The following is a 4,814-nucleotide window of genomic DNA, read 5'->3' on the forward strand; positions in this document are numbered from 1 at the left end:
CATCAACCCTGCTAGCCCCAACAACAACCCCAGCCCCAACAGGTCCCACCGCCCATCCAGCCCGACCCAGGGTTGCCCCGTCACCTGTCCAAATCCCCATAGCACGGGCGGGACTAGCAGATACAGACTCGCCACTCCCCAGAGTTTTTCACGAAAAGAAATTGGTCCCCAGGCCCCCTTGCGCCACCGCCAGACCAGGACCCAAGGCGACCAGAGGACCGCCAACGCCAGGAAGACCAACAAAAAACTCACCCCAACTCCGGTAGGGTCAAAAGTCCCGTCACCCGCTCGTCAAGATTGAGGGCGAAAACGGTCTGCCCCGCTCCCGTCCGGGTTTCCCGTGTGATAGCTGGAGCCGTCAAGAGCCGTTCACTACTGGTCAAAGCCAAATATTCCCGGCCCGTCTGGACCCGCATGAACCCCGCTAACTGGTCACCAGGACTGAACTTGAAGCCCATCGTGCCCATCACGGTGCTGGCACGGGCGGTTTCGCGGACTTCTTTCACTAAGAGCCGTTTAGCCCGTCCGGTCTGGGTGACGAGGACCACTTCATCGGTGGGAACCACGGGTACTAAGCCCAGCATGCCATCGGTTTTACTCAACTGGGTCGCCTGGACCCCGCCACTGGTGAGCCCCCCAGCCGGAATCTGAATATTGTCGTTGGCAAACCGAAAAAGCCGTCCACTCCGGGTCGCAAGTAATACCTGGGCCGCATCCGCCAACACCGCTGCCACCAAGCTATCCTCAGGAGCTAACCGCATCACCGTCAACCCCCGGCCCGTCAGGTTCGCGAGCTCCGCTAGGGCAACTTTTTTGAGCCGACCCTGGGCCGAGAGCAGGAGTAACATCTGGTCCGCTCGGTATTCCTCCAGGGCCAGCGTGGTCAAAATTGGGTCCGGGGTATTGAGGAGGGTATTCAAGGGCGTGCCCCGCACTTTCTCCGGGATGGCGTGGAATTTCAGTCGGTAGGCCCGTCCGGTCTGGGTGAGGGCCAACAGGTCCGTGAAGGAACGCCCGGTCAAAATTTGCACGGTATCGGGGGGCGGAGCCTTGCGGGTAGGGGCTGTCCGGCGCACGTAGCCGCGCTGGTTGTATTGGATGAGCCAGGGACTATCGCTGATGAGGTCTACGGCCTGGGGTGCAGCGGGTAGGGCTTGGTGGAGGAGGGTGCGGCGGGGATCGGCGAACTTTTTCTTGAGGGCGAGGAGTTCTTTTTTGAGGTAACTGAGGAGTTTTTTGCGGTCAGCGAGCAGGGTGGTGAGTTCCTGGCTCTGTTTTTGCCAGCGGGTCAATTCTTCTTCTAGGTGACGGCGGTCCAGGCGGGTCAGACGACGCAGGGGCATTTGCAGGATATGTTCGCCCTGCTCGGCGGAGAGCCCGAAGGTTTCGCGGAGGGCAATCAAGGCACGGGGACCATCCTCAGCTTCCAGGAGTAGGGCCACGGCACGGGGTAAGTCAGCCAAAACCCGTTGCGAACCCTCTAGCAGGTGAATCCGCTGCTCCGCCTGGGTCCGCTCATGCTCAAAGCGACGGGTCAACGTGACCAACCGGAAGTCGAGGAAGTGCTGGAGTAGGCTCTTGAGGGGTAAAAGTTGGGGCTGACCATTGACGATGGCGAGTTGGATGATCCCGAAGTTTTCCTGCAAGGGCGTGTGGCGGTAGAGCAGGTTGCGGATTTGGTCTGGATTAGCATCGCGCTTGAGTTCGACGACAATACGGACCCCGGTGCGGTTGGACTCGTTGCGGAGGTCGCTGATCCCAAGAATGCGTTCCTCATTGACCAGTTCTGCAATCTTGACCGTCAGGGCCTCGATACTCACCTGATAGGGCAGACTGCGGATGACCAAAGCCTGCTTGGTGCGGCGTTCGGGCAGGGTCTCCAATTCAATCAGACCGCGCATCGTCACCGAACCGCGCCCCGTCCGGTAGGCATCCCGGATCGATTCCGCCCCTACCACCTCGCCCCCGGTCGGGAAATCCGGCCCCGGAATGTGGTTGAGTAACTGTTCTAAGGTCAAGTCCGGGTCCTCAATCAGGGCCACCAGCCCATCCACCAGTTCCCCGAGATTGTGGGGCGGAATATTGGTCGCCATCCCGACCGCGATGCCATTGGCCCCATTGAGTAATAAAAAGGGCAGACGGGCGGGTAAAACCTCCGGCTCCTGACTCGAACCATCGAAATTATCCTGGAAGTCCACACTCGGCTCACCCACCTCCTGCAATAACCCCTCGGTCGCTACCGGGCTCAAGCGGCTCTCGGTGTAGCGCATTGCCGCTGGGGGGTCATTGTCCAAGGAACCAAAATTACCATGGCCTTCAATTAGTGGATAGCGCGAGGCAAAGTCTTGAGCCAACCGCACTAGGGCATCGTAAACCGCCGTATCACCGTGGGGATGGTACTTCCCCAAGACATCCCCGACCACACGGGCACATTTACGAAAGGGACGGTCTGGGCTGAGTCCCAACTCATGCATCGCAAACAAAATCCGCCGATGGACGGGCTTGAGACCATCGCGCACATCCGGCAAAGCCCGCCCCACAATCACACTCATGGCATAGGCCAAGTAGGAGCGTTGCATCTCGCCTTGGAGGGAAGTGGGGACAATCTGGCCTGGGGTTGGAAGCATCGGTCTCTGCCATGGGTCATCTAATATATAGCCCGTGTCCCCCCCCACACCAACCCACGGGATGGAGAAAACAAAAAATTCCCCGCCAAACTCTTCAGACTCTTGTCACAATCTAAAGTTTTGTGTATCTTTTAATAAGTTTAGTAAATCAGGAACATCATGGAAACCACTGAAGCGATCGATGTCCAAGAACTGAAAGACTACTTTTTCGGCGGGCGCGTCCTCCCGGCTGAGACAACTGAAGTGAAAGTTTCCTGCGAAGTCGGTTAATTGTCCACTTGGCACTGTCTCAAGAACTGCGGTGCCTGTTGCTATCTCGCCCCCGCCGAACGCCCCTACTTGGCTGAATTTCTACCTCCCCATCTGCGCCAGCAGTATCTAGAGCTAGTTGCCGCCGATGGCTGGTGCAAAAATTTTGATAAAACTACCCGTACCTGCACGATTTATGAGACCCGCCCCCTATTTTGCCGGGTCTCTACCGAAGTACTGGTTGAACTCTACGGCGAAGACCCCCAAGATTTAGACGACTGGGCCATCCACTGCTGCACTGAACACATCCTCGCCAACCCTGCCCTCACCCCCAAAGAAGCGCGTGCGCTAGTCCGCCAGTTCCCCAAGGGCTAAGAGGCCCCTCTGCCCCGTACCCTGACGGGCACAGGCAAGCGGGGGACCAAGGCGAAAAGGCAGAAGAGGAGAGTCGGCTGGTGAACAATTAGGTCATTAAACCCTGAAGGACTTGTTCCACCACGGACGGAGAGACAGTGGTAGCGGGGAGGGCTTGGCCTAGGGCGGTGGGTAAGACGAACCGGAGTTCTCCAGCGTGGTTTTTTTTGTCGCCCTGCATCAGGGTCACGAGGTGCGTTGGATCGAGTTTGGGGAGTCGGGTGGGTAGTCCGGCGTGGGCAATCAAGGCGTTCTGGCGTTGCAAAGTCTGGGGGTCCCACAGACCGAGATGGACCGCTAAGGCCCCCGCTGCCACCATCCCTAGGCTGACGGCCTCCCCGTGGGTATAGATCCGATAGGCGGTGGCGGTCTCAATGGCATGGCCCACGGTATGCCCGTAATTCAGCACAGCCCGCAGTCCTCCCTCTCGTTCGTCCTTCACCACGACTGCGGCTTTGGCTTGACAGGAGCGGGTCAATAGCGCCAGGAGGACAGTAGTGGGGAGTCGTCGCTGGGTCAAGTCGGGCTGTTGTTCAAGCAATTCAAACAGGGCATGGTCCCAGATCACCCCGTACTTAATCACTTCCGCCAACCCTGACCGCCACTCGCGGGGGGGCAGGCTCACGAGGACTTGGGGGTCTACCACCACTAGCGCGGGTTGATGGAAGGCCCCGATTAAATTTTTGCCGTGGGGCGTGTTCAGTCCGGTTTTACCACCGATTGCTGCGTCCACCATGGCGAGTAAAGAAGTAGGAACTTGGACCACCGGGACTCCGCGCATCCAGGTCGCCGCTGCAAACCCCGTCAGGTCGCCTACCACCCCGCCCCCCAGAGCGACGAGTCCACAGGTGCGGTCCAATCGGGCTTGGTGGCAGTGGTCGTAGATTTTGTGGAGGGTAGTGGGCGTTTTGTAGCGTTCTCCGGCGGGGATGAGGCAAGTGGCGATAGTAAAGCCCGCCTGGGTCAGGGTAGTGGTGAGGGGAGTTCCATAGCGTTTATAAATCTGGGGGTGGCTCACGACCAGGAGCGTCCGCCCCTGCACCAGGAGTTTAAGGTGTTGTCCTAGCTGGGCCAAGGCTCCAAGCTCAATCTGGACTTGATAGGGATGGTTGGGCAGGGCAACAGCAATCGTGGGCACAGGTAAAACTCAAGTAGTAGATTTAATTGTGGCGTAAGAACCCCTACGGCTCGCTTGTGGTGTTGAAGAGGACTTCGAGGTTGGGCTGAAAACCGGCGTTGGCGACCCCTAAGTCCAGCTTGCCATCTCGGTTCAAGTCGCCACTTGCTGAAGCTACGGGATAAAAAAGAATGTGTTAGCGCAGGAGTGAACCAAAATTTGGGGACTGAACTCAAAATATCAAACAAAAAACCTCTCTACCCATGAGTCCAATGCATCAACTACGGTTACAGAAGTGTTGAATATCGTTATAAAAGTTCATATAGCGAAGCAAATTACGCCTGTCGTAGCTTGCGTAGGGCTTTCCTCTATTTGTGACCCAGCTTCAACAGCCGCCCCCAACCCCC

General features: G+C 57.9%; 3 protein-coding genes and 1 pseudogene. 1 reads left to right on the forward strand and 3 read right to left on the reverse strand.

Features of this window, described 5'->3' with window-relative positions:
* Together HFM78_RS13360 and HFM78_RS13365 are read right to left on the reverse strand one after the other, a co-directional pair.
* Window positions 1-252 (reverse strand): annotated as a pseudogene (locus HFM78_RS13360) (hypothetical protein); the annotation flags it as partial.
* Window positions 249-2,627 carry a DNA topoisomerase (ATP-hydrolyzing) subunit A gene (locus HFM78_RS13365; RefSeq protein WP_287129944.1) on the reverse strand — a complete coding sequence of 793 codons (2,379 nt, stop codon included), beginning with the start codon at window positions 2,625-2,627 and terminating at the stop codon, window positions 249-251. The pseudogene HFM78_RS13360 and the gene HFM78_RS13365, both read right to left, overlap by 4 nt.
* 270 nt (window positions 2,628-2,897) lie before the next feature.
* Here HFM78_RS13365 and HFM78_RS13370 point away from each other — a divergent pair, with 270 nt between their 5' ends.
* Window positions 2,898-3,251 (forward strand): YkgJ family cysteine cluster protein, encoded by a 354-nt coding sequence (locus tag HFM78_RS13370; RefSeq protein ID WP_287129945.1) that lies wholly within the window; start codon window positions 2,898-2,900, stop codon window positions 3,249-3,251.
* Window positions 3,252-3,339: 88 nt separating this feature from the next.
* Here the strand turns inward: HFM78_RS13370 and aroB are convergent, their stop codons facing one another.
* Entirely contained in the window at window positions 3,340-4,428 is a 1,089-nt protein-coding gene (gene aroB, locus HFM78_RS13375; protein WP_287129946.1) for a 3-dehydroquinate synthase, read from the reverse strand.
* Window positions 4,429-4,814 lie beyond the last annotated feature (386 nt).

It is taken from the genome of Candidatus Cyanaurora vandensis, assembly GCF_013285555.1.
GTDB classification, from domain to species: Bacteria; Cyanobacteriota; Cyanobacteriia; order Gloeobacterales; family Anthocerotibacteraceae; genus Cyanaurora; species Cyanaurora vandensis.